Origin of the sequence: Arcicella rosea (genome assembly GCF_040543805.1) — a bacterium.
Taxonomy (GTDB): domain Bacteria; phylum Bacteroidota; class Bacteroidia; order Cytophagales; family Spirosomataceae; genus Arcicella; species Arcicella rosea.
On sequence record NZ_JBEUMS010000001.1, the window covers coordinates 754,667 to 769,957 of the forward strand.

Consider the following 15,291-nt stretch of genomic DNA (forward strand, 5'->3'; position numbering starts at 1 on the left):
TAATTTAGTACTTCTCTACAAAGAGTAATATTCTAATTTATACACAACTCTATCATATTTAACACATGAAAACAATCATCACCTCTATGTTGGCTTTAACGAGCTTTGCTTCTTTCTGCCAAAATCCCAACACTTTTGAAATAGAAACACTCTCGAAACCTGAGAAATTTCTTTATCAAACACCTTCAAGTAATGTTTTTAAATTCTTGAAAGCAGATATTGAAAAAAACTCTCAACTTCCAGACAGCCTTGTTACTTTCGGAGAACATCCTTTCTTAACTGGTATTATAACAGCTTATAAAGAGCATCGCCCTTTTACAATTTCGCCAGATATTATGTGGTTGCTGATTAGTCAAGGTTTTGCTCGACACATTTCGAATAATTCAGAAACTTTCAGAAAAGAACTTGTTGGCTTTAAAGACAGAAAAACCTTGAATATTGTTTCAAACGATATTCAAATTGGGAACCCTAACAGTAATTGGGAAGCACTTTTTCCACAATTCACAAATCAGATTAGTGATTATACTGGCAACAAATTAACAGCAGTACTCACTTCTGATTTTAGTACAACTACGCCAACAAGCAGAATTGTGAGCGAAATTACGGTGATGGAAACCGTTAAAGAATACTTCAATTATAAAATAGTTGTGATTGGTTGTGGGCTACCAAAAATTACAATTGAAGGAACAGTTGAAGATTGGCAAAAGGTACTCGACAAAACAAAATATGTTTCTAAATACAATTTAACTTGGTGGACTTCGGAGCTTGAACCTGTTTTAAAGGAAATTATTGAAACTAAAAAAGGCAATTTCAAGAAAGATTTCTGGATGAATATGGTAAAAGTACATACCGAGAAAAAGTATGGTTCGCCCACAACCATTGACGGATGGATTGTTAAGTTTTTCCCTTATACCAAAGAAGGTAAAAAGACAGATTTAAAACCCATTTTAAAAATCAACGATTTGGCTTCTGAATTGGTGAAAGTGCCATTTATTTTAGAAGATGTACGAAACAAAAAGAGTTATAAAATGGAGTTTTGGGCGGGTTTTGTAGGTTTGTCGCAAAACAAAAATGATTATACACTAAAGCCAGAAATCGCTTGGGCAATCAATAATAAAAATACTTTCGACCCGAAAAAATCTGAATTTAGGTATCAAGAAAAAATCGACGATTTATCAATTAGCAATATTGAAACCATACCAAACGATATTTACTCTTTGCAGAAAATAGATAATTTACATTTGTCGTTCATCAAAACTGTTCGTATTCCTGATGAATTAGCCAAAATTTCAATCGAAAATCTTGAACTAAAAGGGCAAATTTCTGCGGAAGAAGAGCAAAGAATTAGAAAATTACTACCTAATACTAAATTGAAGATTAATGGGGAAGTAAGAGAATAAAAGTATTTTAAAATGAAAAGGCTAGTTACTTATCTTGAAGTAACTAGCCTTTTCATTTTGAAATCTTTACTTAAAACTTCAAACTAACACCAGCCATTACATTTATTCCAGCTTGTGGATAGTAGAAATTCTCGGTATAACTTGTTCCTTCATAAATGTAAGTGTAAGTATAACCGTTAGATTCGTACAAAGTATTGAAAAGGTTATTTACTAAGAAACTGAAATTTACTTCTCTCAAAGTCTTGCCTTTTACAGTATAAATCGCACGAACATCATTTGTAAAATAAGCATTCAATTTACGGTTTTCGTTAGAAGTATTGTCCATATACTGTTTGCCAACGTATTTAGACAATAAACCAAATTCTAAACCTTTAGCTGGCGTAAATAAAATTTGCGACCCCACAATTACATTTGGTGAAAAAGCAATATCTGTTTTGCTAAGCGTTGGCAAAGCTACTTGTGTTTCGTTATCGTAATTATAGATTGATTCTGTGAAGTTCTTGATTTTGTTCTCCGACAAAGTAGCATTTGCATTAATTTTCAAAGCTTTATTCAATTGAACACCAGCTTCTACTTCTAATCCTAAACGATAACTTTCTGGAACGTTTACACGAATTGGCGAACCAACATCATTCAATTTTCCAGTTAAAACCAATTGGTTATTGTAATTCATAAAGTAACCGTTCAAAGCAAAAGCAGCTTTTCCTTTTTGAACTTTATAACCTACTTCAAAATCGTTCAACTTTTCAGATTTAGGTGTTGCACCAACATTATCAACAAAATCAGAACGGTTAGGTTCTTTGTTGCCTACGCTGTAAGAAGCATAAGCCGAAGCATTAGACGCTATTTGGTAACTTACTCCAAACTTTGGATTAAAGAATTTATAATCCACTTTTTGTCCGATGTTCAAAAGATTATCATCCGTTCCTTTAATTTCATAATTTACAGTTCTTACTTGTAAATCAGCAAAAGCATTTATTTTTTCAGTAAGCTGATAGAATACTTTTCCATAAATATTGAAATCCGTTTTCTGTGCCGTTCCGTTATAATATCTGTCTCCTAATTTTGAAGTAGAAGCATATTGCGCCCAAATGATTTCTCCATAATGACGACCATCATATTGATTTAATCCACCACCAATATTAGCTTTTAACTTCTTAATACCCTGATAATCAAAAGAGAAAGTTGTTCCATAAAAATCATTATCTAACCATTTTCTACGAACTAAATCTGTTTTAGTAAGCGTGGTATCTTTTAATACAATATTTGGTAAACCATACTTTGAAAACTTATCTTGCTCTTTAAACTGCTCGTAATATCCACGCCCATAAGTATAATGGAAATTCAAGTTGAATGTCCACACATTTGATAAAGTATGCGAAGAAAGTAATTGATAATGATCTTGCTGATAATTATCCGTTTGATTTGGATAAGTATATAAATTGAAAGTACGATTTATCGGCAAAGTTGCTTCTGATACGCCTTCCCAAGCTTGATAGGTTTTTTCTTTTCCGGAGAAAACATTCAGACGAACAAAAGATTTTTTTCCAAAGTAAGCTCCCGAAAGATAGAATGATTTTAAATCAGAACTAGCTCTGTCGATATAACCATCAGAAGTAACTTTCGACAAACGAGCATCAAAAGTAAATTTATCGTTTACCAAACCAGAACCAACTAAAATAGTGTTTTTTAAAGTATTGAATGAGCCATAAGCAGTATTGATTTCGGCATAAGCCTGTTTTCTGAATTCGTTAGTAGAAATATTAATTGATGCCCCAAAAGCACCAGCACCGTTGGTAGAAGTACCCACGCCACGCTGCACTTGGATTGAACTTACCGAACTAGCCAAATCGGGCGTATTTACCCAATAAGTACCTTGAGATTCCGCATCGTTCAAAGGAATGCCATTAATAGTCACATTGATTCTGGTAGCATCTGTTCCTCTGATTCTAATCCCTGTATAACCCACTCCAGCACCAGCATCAGAAGTAGAAACTAACGAAGGTGTAAAGTTTAATAATTGAGGAATATCCTGACCAAGATTTTGCTTCTGAATATCTTCTTTAGAAACATCCGTAAAAGCAATGGCTGATTTTGCATTGGCTCTAGTAGCATTTACTACTACTTCATCTGCGGCAAAAGTAGATTTACTAAGTTCGAATTTGAAAGTAGCATCTTTTTGTAAATCAATTACTTGTATTTTTTTCTCATAACCTACAAAGCTTATTTTCAAAGTATAAGTACCTTTTTTTACATTTTTAAGGGTGAAAACACCTTGTACATTACTTTGCGTTCCTCTTACTGCATTCACTAAAACAATGTTTGCTCCAGCCAAAGGTTTATTACTTTCGGCGTCAAATACTTTTCCTGAAATAGTATATTGGGCGTATGATTTTGTGAAGAGAAAAAGTATTAAAACTAAAAGATTTGAATACTTTAAAATAGCAAAATGTTGATTCTTTGAAGAAAAAATCATGGCAACGAAATGCTTGATGATACCTGCCTGAATAGACAGATTTCTCAGATTAGTCGTTAAATTTTTCATTTTTGAAAAGATTAACAACAGGCAAAGGAGTCAAATCCCGTTAGATTTAACAATGTGAAACCCTATGTGATTGATTGATTTTAAATCTGTTTACGTCATTATAACGCAAAACCAAATTTACAAAATCCCTTCGACGGAATTACCCGCATCAGGTTCAGTGGGTATAATCTCAGCCCGTTATATTAAGGCACCCCTTTTTGTGATTGTAAGACAAAGGTATGACGAAAACTGATAAATTGTATTTTTTTATTTTGAGACTTGAGGATTTTGGACTTTAGACACAAGAGACAAGAATCAAGACTATTTTTTAGATTTTAGGATTTACTGACTTTGAGACTTGAGGGTATACAATTTTAGGTTTTTAGTTTATTAAACAGGTACTCAAGCCTTGAAGACTTCAGAAAAGTGAAAATTTCTAACCGTAATACCTACAACTGAAATGAATAAACCTAACAGAGTAAAGCCTACAATGATAATTCCCCTCGACGGACTACTTTTCTTCACAGGCACTTGTGCAGGTTCTAGTACTTTAAAAACGGGTGTTTCTCTGTGAATTCTAATTTTCGTTTCTTCTAATTGCGTAGCTAATTGAGTGTAAAGATTGTAAGCCAATTCTACTTCATGTTGTAATTTTTTGCCTTCATCTTTGGCGATGTTCAAGAATAAATTCCTATTCATGTCCTGATAATGTGAGTACGCAAAAAGGGCTTTTTCATAATGTTTTTGTGCTTCATTGATTCGTGAGGATAAGAAATCTATGTCTTTTTGGGTTTTTTCTGTTCGGTACTGAATCACATAATTTAATAGATAATCTTGGGTAAATTTGGCAAGCGTAGCGGCAATTACAGGGTCTTGCATTTTTACTGACATTGTAATTACACCTGTTTTTTTGTCTAAAGAAGTCACAACTCTTTTATGCAATTCTCGGATTTGTAAATCTTCTTCTTTATTCAAATGAATCAATTCTGGAGTAATTTTTGGTTCATTCAAGTTCTGAAATTCACTTTTATTAGATTCCCCAACGAGCTTTACAAGTATTTCCTTTTTACTACATTCCTTTAGATAATCCGAAACAAGCATTTCTCGCTGATGTTCGATTGAGCGAACTTTTAAATGAAGTAGTTGCATCAAAAAAGGTGTACTCTGCAAAATATTCGGATATAAATCTGGGCGAACGGCTTCTGTCGAACCAAAACTACTGAGGTCAACGCCAGCAAGTCCAGCCAAAGATTTAAAATTATTCATACTTTCAGTTCCTTCTTTGATTTCCAATTCGGGTAAAATCTGCACTTGTGAAGTATATTCATTTGGAATATTATAAGCTATCCAAACCCCAAAACAAGTACATAAAGTGCTAAAAATGAATATTTTCCATTTCTTCTGAAGTATTAAATGAAGCAAAGGGAAGAGCTTGAAATTATTAAAAATAGGATTAGATTTCATGGCATAGATTTATTTTAAGTTGTTACTGATATTGACCAATAAATAGGAAACCGAAGTAATTGCTCCCACTAAAGCGATGCGTTCGCCTGTAGAAAGTTTGTGGACATTTTCATTTTGTAGGCTTGGAACAATGATTTCTGCTCCTTGTTCAACTTTAGGATAAGTATGGAAAAATAGAAAAGTGCGGATTTTATCAGAAATGCCGTTGGCGTATTTTATATACAATTTTCGTTTGTTAGCTTTTTCTGTGAAACCTCCCGCTTGTCTGATATAATCTTTTACGTTAAGATGTTGACGAAAAGTAACCGCAACTGGATTCAAGAATTCTCCTGATAATTTTATAGTTTCTAAAGTTCTTGGAATTTCAAGGTGGTCACCATCACGTAATAAAAGGTTGTCCGAACTATTGGGGTTTTGTAAAATATAAGCTAAATCAATCGCCAACACTGAACTGTCTCGTATAAATTTTGCTCCTTTCGGAAAAGCCTCTTTTTTCAAACCTCCCGCCAAATGAATCAAATCTGTAATGCGTTGAGATTTATCTTTTATCGTATAAACGCCCGAAAAATTCACTTCTCCATCAATCCTTACCGATTTTTGAACGGCATAATTTGGCGACTTACGAACATAAATTCTATCAAAGGCTTGCAATTTGAATCCTGAATTTTCAGGTGAAATTTTTAAATTTCGGTCAATTTTAAAGGTGAAAATTTTCACTTGTTCGTGATTAATGTTACTTGAATCGTTATCCAATATCCGTCTTGAAAGCTCAATTTCAGTATTACTTGCAGCATCTGTAAAACCCTTGGCAAAAAGTATCAAGTCTTCAATTGTTAATCCTTCTACAAAATCAAACACACCAGTTTTGTTTACTTCTCCGTAAATGCTAACCGTTCTTTTTTCTTGAAGTGAAGGAATGGAACTGATTTCGACAATATCTTCTCTTTGTAAAGGAATATCCGAAATTTCGTTTCTAATCAATTTACCAACATCAAAAGCAATGATAATGGGTTCGTTATTTTCTTGTTTTCGAGTAATTGTAGCACGATTTAGAAAGGCTTCTTCTTTCAATCCTTCGGCTTTTTTGATTAATTCTTTTACCGTAATCAGTCCTGTTTCCAAAGCATATTCCCCTGCTCTAAAAACAGCGCCTTTTATTTGTACTCTATTTTCGTAGCGATCCAGAATTGCTCCAACCGTATATTTATCGCCATTTTTAGGCATAAAATTCAATACTTCGTTTTCAGTAATGTTGAAAAGCTTTAAACCTGTTGCCGTATTTCTTTTGAGTGAAATTAAATTGGTATAAGCTTTATCCGTAAATCCGCCAGCGAAACGTAGTATTTCTTTGAGGTTTTCGGTAGATTTTACTTCAAAAATCATCGGACGTTTTACTTCGCCAGTTATTTCTACCCTTGTTCCATAATCTGCAATTCTGATTACATCTTGGTCTTGCAATCTGATATTATCTTTTTGGTCGGCACGCAATAAAAAATCATACAAATCAATAATTCTGACGATTTTGTTATTTCTGATGACCCGAATATTTCTAAACGAACCATTTTCAGAAGGGCCGCCAGACAAGTAAAGTGCATTAAAAACACTTGCCAATGACGAAATGGTATAAGTGCCAGGACGATTGACTTCACCCGTAAGCGTTACTTTAATACTTCGAACATTCGACAAAGTAATTTGTGCTGAAACGCCACTTTGCGGAAGATTAATACCTTGATAAAGTTGGCGGAGATGTTTGATAATTCTTTCAGAAGCTGTTTCAATGCTTAATCCATTGATGTAAATCGGAGCAAGATTGAGAATCTTTATCGTTCCTTCTGGACTGATTTTTACTTTATAATTATCCAAAGCATTTCCGAAAATATCAATATTCAACTCATCGTCTGGACCTAATTGATAATTTTTGGGCGTAGCAATGCGTAAATCTGGTTCAAAACTTAAATTATTTTGCGTGAAAAGCGATGCTCCGAAAATAGCAGGTTTGGAAGAATGATGTTCGAAAGAATCATTTTTGACAAAAGGAATTGCGGGTTTGATTATTTGTCGATTCGATGAAATTTCTTTTGGAGAATTCGGTTGAAGATTGTTAAAATACTTTTTGGTAAATCTTTCTTGAAGTGTATCAAATTGCGCAGAAGAGTAACCTTTCAGTAACATGGCTTCTTTGATTTGCGATTCGGACATGCCATTTGCCTGAGCTTTTAGAAATAAAGCTTTCAGTTGTTCATCGCTAAAATCGTTGAGTTTCTTTTGCGCTAAAATATTAGGGCAAAAAATGAAAGAAAAGAAAAAGATGTAGCAAATGTAGGAATTATATTTCCCACAAGATATTGTTTGTAGGCTCATTAACGTAACAATTTACAGGTGATAACTGTCTGATTGATAGAGAACTCTTCCTTAAAAATAAGAAATAAAATTATTCAAAGGAAGAGTTGAGCCTAAATATTTTTTGATTTACAAGCGTTGCATCAATTTTACAACCATTGCATCTTTCCAAGTTTTGAAAGTACCAGCAATGATTTGCTCTCTTGCCTGACCAACCAACCACAAGTAAAAACTAAGGTTATGAACACTGGCAATCATTGCTCCTAGCATTTCATCAGCTTTTAATAAATGGCGGAGATATGCTTTTGTATAAAAATTACTTGCATAACAATCAATGCCTGAATCGATTGGTGAGAAATCATCTTTCCATTTTTCATTTCTCATATTAATCGTTCCTTCTGTCGTGAACAACATTCCATTTCGTGCATTTCTGGTCGGCATCACGCAGTCGAACATATCAATTCCTAAAGCAATACTTTCTAAAATATTGGCAGGAGTACCCACACCCATTAAGTAACGAGGTTTATCTTTTGGCAAAATATCCGTTACCATTTCTGTCATTTCGTACATCATTTCGGCAGGTTCGCCTACCGAAAGTCCACCAATGGCATTTCCTTCACGCTCAAAACTAGCGATTACTTCCGCAGATTTTACTCTTAAATCTTTATAAACACTTCCTTGAACAATCGGGAAAAGTGTTTGGCTGTAACCGTATTTTGGTTCGGTACGGTCGAAATGTTCACAACAACGTTTTAGCCAACGGTGCGTCATTTCCATAGATTCACGAGCGTAGCCGTATTCGCAAGGATAAGGAGTACATTCATCAAAAGCCATGATAATATCTGCACCGATGGTTCGCTGAATGTCCATTACTCCTTCAGGACTAAAGAAATGTTTTGAACCATCAACATGAGATTTGAACGTAACGCCTTCTTCTTTAATTTTTCTACCAGTTCCTGCCAAAGAATATACTTGGTAGCCGCCCGAATCCGTGAGAATAGGTTTATCCCAACCATTGAATTTATGTAAACCGCCCGCTTTTTCGATAATATCCAAACCCGGACGCAAGTATAAATGATAAGTATTTCCCAAAATAATTTGGGCATGAATATCGTCTTTCAGTTCACGCTGATGCACAGCTTTTACCGAACCTGCCGTACCGACAGGCATAAATATAGGAGTTTCTATTTGTCCGTGGTCGGTTTGAAGTACACCTGCACGGGCTTTAGAATTGGGGTCATTGTGTTGTATATCGAAAGTCATTTGCTGAACAAAAAGGATTATAAGACCAAGAAAAGGAATATGATTATCCTTTCTGAATTTATTTTTACGGAAATCTTACAAAATTACGAGTTTTATCAACAAATCTTTCTTCTTTTACCGATAGCCTTTAGGCTTTTACTTATCTTTGCACTCCCAAAAGATTAACCAACTGATATTTAATACCTTGATACCCTTTCTATTTAGCATATACATATTTTCTGTTGGTCTTCAACTGTTTTTTATTTTATTCGTTTTCGCCAAAGTCAACAGACATGAAAGTCCGATTCAGGAAGAAATAACTTCAGAAGGCGTATCCGTAATTGTTTGTGCATGGAATGAACTAGAAAATTTAAAAGAGTTGATTCCATTATTAGATGAACAAGATTATCCAAATTTTGAAGTAATCATCATGGATGATCGCTCTTGGGACGGCACGCATGAGTATTTAATGAAAGAATGTTCGGCATTTCAACGAGTAAGATTTATACAAATAGAAAAAACACCAGCACATCTTTCAGCCAAAAAATATGCTTTGACTTTAGGCATAAAATCAGCGAAATACGATGTTATTTTATTGACTGATGCCGATTGTCGCCCGCAAAGTAAAGAATGGATAAAAGGAATGGCAGAATGTTTATTGTCAGAAAAACAAATCGTTTTAGGCTTTTCGCCTTATTATACAGAAAGCTCATTTTTGAACAAATTGATTCGCTACGAAACCTTTATTACGGCATTGCAATATTTTTCACTGGCAATAAAAGGACAGCCATACATGGGCGTAGGTAGAAATTTGATGTACCGAAAATCATTATTTCTTGAAAACAAAGGTTTTGCAAAACATACCAATATTGTAGGTGGCGACGACGATTTATTTATGAATGATGTAGCAACTGCGGAAAATACAACAGTTTGTTTGAATCCAGATACTTTTATGTATTCTGTACCAAAGAGTACTTGGGAAGCTTGGTATCGTCAGAAAACAAGACATTTATCGGTCAGTAAATATTACCGTTTTGAAAACAAATTAATCTTAGGAAGTTTGGCTTCCACTCAAATATTTTCTTGGATTTTATTGTTAGTATTAATTCCTTTTACGCTTCAAACAGTACTTTTATATGCAGTTTTGGGTGTTTTTGCACTGAGATTAATCGCTCAGTGGATAGTTTTTGCAAAAGCCAATCAGCGTTTTGATAATATTTTTAAATCAGCAACACTCCCACTTTGGGATTTTATATTTACACTTTACTTTTTGATTATGGGCGTAAATAATCTGATTCCCAGAAAGAAAAAAATGAGATGGAAATAAAGGAGTTTTGAATGATGAGCTTGGAGTGCAGAATGACAGAATAATCATAACCTCACTCCCGACTCCTCTCCTGTTGAGAGGGGAGCTTTGGGAGCGAAAATCTGCAAATAATCCACAATTCAAAACTCACTCAATCACAATTAATAAAAAGAACATGACAAACAACCATACATTAATAGAAAAGTATTTTCCACAACTTACTGAAAAGCAAAAACAACAATTTGCACAGTTGGGAGAATTATATGCACATTGGAATGCGCAAATCAATTTGATTTCAAGAACGGATATGGATAACCTTTATGAAAAACATATTTTGCATTCATTAGGCATAGCGAAGGTCGTTAACTTCAAAGATTTTACTGAGATTTTGGATGTTGGCACAGGAGGAGGTTTTCCAGGAATCCCATTAGCAATCATGTTTCCGCACTGCCAATTTCACTTAGTTGATAGCATTGGGAAGAAAATCAAAGTAGTAAACGAAGTAGCCAATGCCTTAGGTTTGGAGAACGTAAAAGCAGAACAAATCAGAGCCGAACAAATTGATGGAGAATATGATTTTATCGTAAGCCGTGCAGTTACTCGTCTTTTACCATTTTACGGTTGGGTGAAAGGAAAAGTAAACATCAACAATTACAATAAACTGAAGAATGGCATTTTGTATCTAAAAGGAGGAGATATGAAAGAAGAATTGAAGGAATTAGGCAAAAAAACAAGGACCTTTGAACTTTCAGACTATTTTGAGGAAGAGTTTTTCGAAACAAAGATGGTAGTTCACGTTCCGATGAGTTAAAAAGGGCTTTTCAAAAGCAAAAAAGTGTAAAAAAATATCATTTGTAATATTCTGAAAATCAAGGAATAAACATTTTTCTTTAAAATTTTGATATTTTTTTCATAGAAAACACTTGCATGATATTCAAAAACGGACTACTTTTGCATCACGATTAACAACAATCCTTCTTAGCTCAGCCGGTTAGAGCACATGACTGTTAATCATGGGGTCCCTGGTTCGAGCCCAGGAGAGGGAGCAAAAAGCCTTAAATCATACGATTTAAGGCTTTTTTGTTTTATATGTTCCAAGTCTAATTCGCTCTCTTTCCAATTGCTCTTCTATTTTTTCCAGCTTTACCCTGCAAATCATCACCCAAATCTTCACGGGCTTCATCGGCAATTTTCATTAATGTTTTGGTTACTTCTGGAAAATCAAGCTGAACATTATATCGCTCGCTTGGGTCTTTGCTCAAATCAAATAAACCACCCATGAAATTATAGTTTTCATTTACAGCTCCGGGTAAACCATCTTTTCCGGGAGTAAATCCTTCATAGGTACGTCCTGCATGAGGGAATACTAATTTCCATTTTCCATGGCGAACAGCTTCAAGATTATTTGCACGATAATAATATAAAAAAGTATCTCGTGGCTTTTCTGTGAAATCTCCTTGTAGCAATTTCCAAAGGCTAACGCCATCTATTTTCTTTGTAGGAAGTGGTGCTCCAGTTACTTCTGCAATAGTTGGCAGAATATCCAAACCCGAAGAAATATTATTACAAACTACTCCTGCTGGAATTACTCCTTTCCAAGTCATCAAGCAAGGGACACGTTGTCCGCCTTCCCATGTTGTGCCTTTGCCTTCTCTAAAGCCTCCTGCACTGCCCGCATGATTTCCATAATTGAACCAAGGACCATTGTCAGAAGTCACGATAACAATCGTGTTTTCGTCTAATTTTAAATCTACTAGTGTTTTTCTGATTTGTCCAATACTCCAATCCAATTCCATCAGAACGTCACCAAAAAGTCCTTGTTCTGATTTTCCTTTGAATTTATCAGAAACAAACAAAGGAACATGTGGCATTGGATGAGCCAAGTACACAAAAAAAGGTTTGTCTTTATTCTTCTGAATAAATCCGATAGTTTTTTCTGTAAACTGTGTGGTAAACTGACTTTGGTCGGGGTTAGTAGCAATTACTTTATCGTTTTCAATCAAAGGCAAAGGAGGATAATAGTTTTTAGCCACTGGATGATTTGGCCACATATCATTTGAATATGGAAGTCCAAAATATTCGTCAAAGCCATTTTGGGTAGGTAAAAATTCAGGAAGATGTCCCAAATGCCATTTACCATAAGCAGCAGTTGAATATCCCTGTTTCTTTAATAGTTCTGCAATAGTTTCTTCTTCTGGATTCAAACCTACTTTAGCAGTATGGTCTAAAGCACCACTAAAACCAACACGATTAGGATAACAACCCGTAAGTAATCCCGCTCTTGAAGCAGAACAAACAGCTTGTGGAGCATAAAAATGAGAAAAGAAAAGTCCTTCTTTTGCCATTTGATCCATATTAGGTATTTGGTAACCAATTGCACCAGTTCTACCTATATCGCCAAAACCCATGTCGTCAAAGTAAACTAAAACAATATTAGGTTTTCTTGTTTTGGGTTGACTAGCCTGAAAAGAAAAAAGTGAAAGGATAATAAAGAAAATGCCTAATAGCGGCTTGTACTGTATTTTCATGATTTATATTTTAGGTTCTTGTTGTAATGAATGTAGAAATATAGGCAAATTTTCAGTTTTTCTTATCCGAGATTAAAATGAGGTGCTAAAAGCCGTATAAAAACAAAACCCTGATAATTGTGAAATTATCAGGGTTTCGAATCAATCAATGAAATGATTAAACATATAATGGAAATGCTTCCATCCATTTATTTACTTCTGTTTTCACTGAACCTAAATATGTATCGTTATCGTGGTTCATCAATACGCTATCGATTAATTCCACAATGTGTAACATTTCTGCTTCTTTCATACCACGAGTAGTCATCGCAGCAGTACCAACACGCATACCTGATGTAACAAATGGAGATTTATCATCAAATGGAACCATGTTTTTGTTGATAGTAATATCAGCTTTAATCAAAGTGTTTTCAGCCAATTTACCTGTCAATCCTTTTGGACGTAGGTCGATAAGCATTAAGTGATTATCTGTTCCGCCAGAGATAATTTTATATCCTTTGTCAACAAATGCTTGTGCCATTACTTTGGCATTTCTTTGCAATTGTTCAGCATACGCTTGGAAATCATCTGTAAGGGCTTCTCCGAAAGCAATTGCTTTAGCGGCAATTACGTGTTCTAATGGACCACCTTGTGTACCTGGGAAAACACCGCCATCTAATAAAGCTGACATTGTTTTCAATTCGCCTTTCAATGTTTTTAAACCGAATGGGTTTTCAAAATCTTGACCCATCATAATCAAACCACCACGAGGACCTCTTAACGTCTTGTGTGTAGTTGTAGTTACGATATGGCAGTGTTGCATTGGGTTGTTCAATAAACCTTTAGCAATCAAAGCCGATGGGTGAGAAATATCTGCTAACAAAATAGCACCCACTTGGTCTGCAATAGCACGTAAACGTACATAATCCCAATCACGAGAATAAGCCGAAGCACCACAGATAATCAATTTTGGTTGTTCTTTCAAAGCAGTAGCTTCTACTTTATCCCAATCAATCAAACCTGTTTCTTGTTCTACACCGTAGAAAAACGCTTGGAAGTATTTTCCAGAGAAGTTTACTGGAGAACCATGCGAAAGGTGACCACCGTGAGAAAGGTTGAAACCTAAAATTTTATCGCCTGGGTTCAAGAAAGACAAGAAAACCGCAGCGTTTGCTTGTGCACCTGAGTGAGGTTGAACGTTTGCCCAAGTAGCACCGAACAATGCTTTTGCACGCTCGATAGCAATTGTTTCAACTTGGTCAACTACTTCGCAACCGCCATAATAACGTTTGCCCGGTAGTCCTTCTGCATACTTGTTTGTCAAAACTGAGCCTTGAGCTTCCATTACTTGCTTTGAAGTAAAGTTTTCTGAAGCAATCAATTCGATACCGTACTCCTGACGGTGAGCTTCTTGATTAATCAAGTTGAAAATTTCGGTATCTCTTTCGAGCGTGAAAGTTGCTGTTGCCATTTTATTAGAAGATTGCACGGGTTAAAAAGCCGTACATGGTTGGTTCTGTTAAAGAAAATCAACAAATTGTTATAAATTCATCAATAACCTGTGAATTTATCGGTAAAAATACTGCTTAAAAATGGATTGTGAAAACATTTTTCTAAATGTCAGCAAGCTTACCTTCCAAGAAAGTAAAATCTTTGAAATTTGTGAGGAAAATTCAACTAAAATCAACAGAATAAATGAAAAAGTTATTAACAATTCTGCTAACAATCAGTGCTTTATCTGTTTTTGCACAAGATGGTCCAACAGCATTAAAAATTGGCGACAAAGCACCCGATTTTACAGCGAAAGATCATGCAGGAAATATTGTTAGTTTAAAAGAATTAACGAAAAAAGGAAAGGTTGTCGTGATGTTCTATCGTGGAGCTTGGTGTCCGTACTGCAATAAATATATGAGCCAGATAGAAGAAGCTTTACCCAATTTCTCTGCAAAAAATGCTACTGTAGTTGCCATAACGCCCGAACCAGAAGAATCTATCAGTAAAGCCGTTGAAAAAACAAAGGCTACATTTTCAATTATTTATGATAAAGACAGAGCTATTATGAAACAGTGGAAGGTAGCGTATGAGATGTCGCCAGAATTACAAACCAAGTACAAAGGCTATGGTTTAGATTTGCAAAAACAACAAGGAGATTGGATGTTGCCTGTACCTGCAACTTACGTAATTGGGAAGAACGGTAAAATAGAGTTCGTTCACTTCGACGAAAATTACCAGAAAAGAGCAGAAATTAAAGATGTTTTGATGAAGCTGTAAGGGATTGAATTTGAAAATTTGAAGATTTGGTGATTTGAAAATGTTAATTATGGAGTCTGTTCACCGAACTGTGTCAGTTTAAATTTAAGTTTATTTTTTTACTTTTACTCAGACACACTTTATTATGGAGACTCCTGACAATTTTGATTTTGAGACTTTTAAGCAAGAAGCGATAAAAGGTCTTTATTCTGGCAAACCTCTTACTGGGGAGAATGGTATTTTTGCTCCTATGTTGAA

10 protein-coding genes, 1 tRNA gene and 1 riboswitch are annotated in these 15,291 nt (G+C 34.9%); of the genes, 5 read left to right on the forward strand and 6 right to left on the reverse strand.

The window, feature by feature from the left end:
* Positions 1 to 65 precede the first annotated feature (65 nt).
* Positions 66 to 1,400, forward strand: coding sequence for a DUF4419 domain-containing protein (locus ABID42_RS03385; RefSeq protein WP_367282428.1), 1,335 nt, complete (start codon positions 66 to 68; stop codon positions 1,398 to 1,400).
* 70 nt (positions 1,401 to 1,470) lie between these two features.
* Here ABID42_RS03385 and ABID42_RS03390 read toward each other — a convergent pair whose 3' ends face one another.
* From ABID42_RS03390 to tgt, 4 genes are all read right to left on the reverse strand, one after another.
* Positions 1,471 to 3,945 carry a TonB-dependent receptor gene (locus tag ABID42_RS03390; RefSeq protein ID WP_367282429.1) on the reverse strand — a complete coding sequence of 825 codons (2,475 nt, stop codon included), beginning with the start codon at positions 3,943 to 3,945 and terminating at the stop codon, positions 1,471 to 1,473.
* A gap of 108 nt (positions 3,946 to 4,053) precedes the next feature.
* Positions 4,054 to 4,150, reverse strand: a riboswitch (TPP riboswitch).
* A gap of 176 nt (positions 4,151 to 4,326) precedes the next feature.
* On the reverse strand, positions 4,327 to 5,388 hold the full coding sequence (locus ABID42_RS03395; RefSeq protein ID WP_367282430.1) for a GNVR domain-containing protein: 1,062 nt from the start codon (positions 5,386 to 5,388) through the stop codon (positions 4,327 to 4,329).
* 9 nt (positions 5,389 to 5,397) lie between these two features.
* Positions 5,398 to 7,587 carry an SLBB domain-containing protein gene (locus ABID42_RS03400; protein ID WP_367282431.1) on the reverse strand — a complete coding sequence of 730 codons (2,190 nt, stop codon included), beginning with the start codon at positions 7,585 to 7,587 and terminating at the stop codon, positions 5,398 to 5,400.
* Positions 7,588 to 7,857: 270 nt separating this feature from the next.
* Positions 7,858 to 8,991, reverse strand: a complete 1,134-nt coding sequence (gene tgt / locus ABID42_RS03405) for a tRNA guanosine(34) transglycosylase Tgt (protein ID WP_323697501.1) — start codon at positions 8,989 to 8,991, stop codon at positions 7,858 to 7,860.
* 184 nt (positions 8,992 to 9,175) lie between these two features.
* On the opposite strand from tgt, the gene ABID42_RS03410 reads away from it, so the two are divergent.
* The 3 genes from ABID42_RS03410 (at position 9,176) to ABID42_RS03420 (ending at position 11,322) form a co-directional block, all read left to right on the forward strand.
* Positions 9,176 to 10,297, forward strand: a complete 1,122-nt coding sequence (locus tag ABID42_RS03410; protein WP_367282432.1) for a glycosyltransferase — start codon at positions 9,176 to 9,178, stop codon at positions 10,295 to 10,297.
* 154 nt (positions 10,298 to 10,451) lie between these two features.
* Positions 10,452 to 11,087 carry a 16S rRNA (guanine(527)-N(7))-methyltransferase RsmG gene (gene rsmG, locus ABID42_RS03415; RefSeq protein WP_323258230.1) on the forward strand — a complete coding sequence of 212 codons (636 nt, stop codon included), beginning with the start codon at positions 10,452 to 10,454 and terminating at the stop codon, positions 11,085 to 11,087.
* Positions 11,088 to 11,248: 161 nt separating this feature from the next.
* Positions 11,249 to 11,322: transfer RNA gene (locus ABID42_RS03420), tRNA-Asn, on the forward strand.
* Positions 11,323 to 11,376: 54 nt separating this feature from the next.
* Here the strand turns inward: ABID42_RS03420 and ABID42_RS03425 are convergent.
* Both ABID42_RS03425 and glyA read right to left on the reverse strand, forming a co-directional pair.
* On the reverse strand, positions 11,377 to 12,804 hold the full coding sequence (locus ABID42_RS03425; protein ID WP_367282433.1) for a sulfatase family protein: 1,428 nt from the start codon (positions 12,802 to 12,804) through the stop codon (positions 11,377 to 11,379).
* Positions 12,805 to 12,961: 157 nt separating this feature from the next.
* Complete coding sequence (gene glyA / locus ABID42_RS03430; protein ID WP_367282434.1) at positions 12,962 to 14,254, reverse strand: serine hydroxymethyltransferase; 1,293 nt, start codon at positions 14,252 to 14,254, stop codon at positions 12,962 to 12,964.
* 224 nt (positions 14,255 to 14,478) lie between these two features.
* On the opposite strand from glyA, the gene ABID42_RS03435 reads away from it, so the two are divergent.
* Positions 14,479 to 15,054, forward strand: coding sequence for a peroxiredoxin-like family protein (locus tag ABID42_RS03435; RefSeq protein ID WP_367282435.1), 576 nt, complete (start codon positions 14,479 to 14,481; stop codon positions 15,052 to 15,054).
* Positions 15,055 to 15,291: the final 237 nt, after the last annotated feature.

Bases quoted from the DNA above. Each gene is read 5' to 3' on its own strand.
- ABID42_RS03385 (WP_367282428.1), top strand. From the start codon at position 66: ATGAAAACAATCATCACCTCTATGTTGGCTTTAACGAGCTTTGCTTCT.
- ABID42_RS03390 (WP_367282429.1), bottom strand. From the start codon at position 3,945: ATGAAAAATTTAACGACTAATCTGAGAAATCTGTCTATTCAGGCAGGT.
- ABID42_RS03395 (WP_367282430.1), bottom strand. From the start codon at position 5,388: ATGAAATCTAATCCTATTTTTAATAATTTCAAGCTCTTCCCTTTGCTT.
- ABID42_RS03400 (WP_367282431.1), bottom strand. From the start codon at position 7,587: ATGTCCGAATCGCAAATCAAAGAAGCCATGTTACTGAAAGGTTACTCT.
- tgt (WP_323697501.1), bottom strand. From the start codon at position 8,991: ATGACTTTCGATATACAACACAATGACCCCAATTCTAAAGCCCGTGCA.
- rsmG (WP_323258230.1), top strand. From the start codon at position 10,452: ATGACAAACAACCATACATTAATAGAAAAGTATTTTCCACAACTTACT.
- ABID42_RS03425 (WP_367282433.1), bottom strand. From the start codon at position 12,804: ATGAAAATACAGTACAAGCCGCTATTAGGCATTTTCTTTATTATCCTT.
- glyA (WP_367282434.1), bottom strand. From the start codon at position 14,254: ATGGCAACAGCAACTTTCACGCTCGAAAGAGATACCGAAATTTTCAAC.
- ABID42_RS03435 (WP_367282435.1), top strand. From the start codon at position 14,479: ATGAAAAAGTTATTAACAATTCTGCTAACAATCAGTGCTTTATCTGTT.